Source organism: Limosilactobacillus mucosae DSM 13345 (assembly GCF_001436025.1).
GTDB lineage: Bacteria > Bacillota > Bacilli > Lactobacillales > Lactobacillaceae > Limosilactobacillus > Limosilactobacillus mucosae.
Genome location: NZ_AZEQ01000080.1, coordinates 1 through 356, shown reverse-complemented (window position 1 = coordinate 356; position 356 = coordinate 1). Strand labels below are relative to the sequence as shown.

Sequence of the window (356 nt, the reverse complement as noted above, 5' to 3'; positions counted from 1 at the left end):
CAGGCAAATTCATACCAAGAGCAGCTGTCTTCATTTGACAATTGATAAACACCATATTCACAACGATGATCAACCAGATACGTCATAAATTCTGCCAACGTCCGAGTCCAGGTTGGGCGACCAACTTGATCATTAACTACTGTCAAGCGATCATGATCCTTAGCCAGGCGCAACATTGTGTAAACAAAGTTCTTGCCATATTCGCCAAAGACCCATGAAGTCCGAATGATGTAATAATCAGTCATGGCAGCTTGAATAGCCTTCTCACCAGCCAGCTTGGCTTTGCCATACTCATTTTTAGGATTGGTAGGATCGTCAACTTCATATTTGCCTGTCTTAGTACCATCAAATACATA

General features: G+C 42.1%; 1 protein-coding gene. It reads right to left on the bottom strand.

The window, feature by feature from the left end; translation table 11 throughout:
• Positions 1-356, bottom strand: a 356-nt coding sequence (locus FC47_RS10265; RefSeq protein ID WP_155519198.1) for an SDR family oxidoreductase, incomplete at both ends; no start/stop codon positions are given.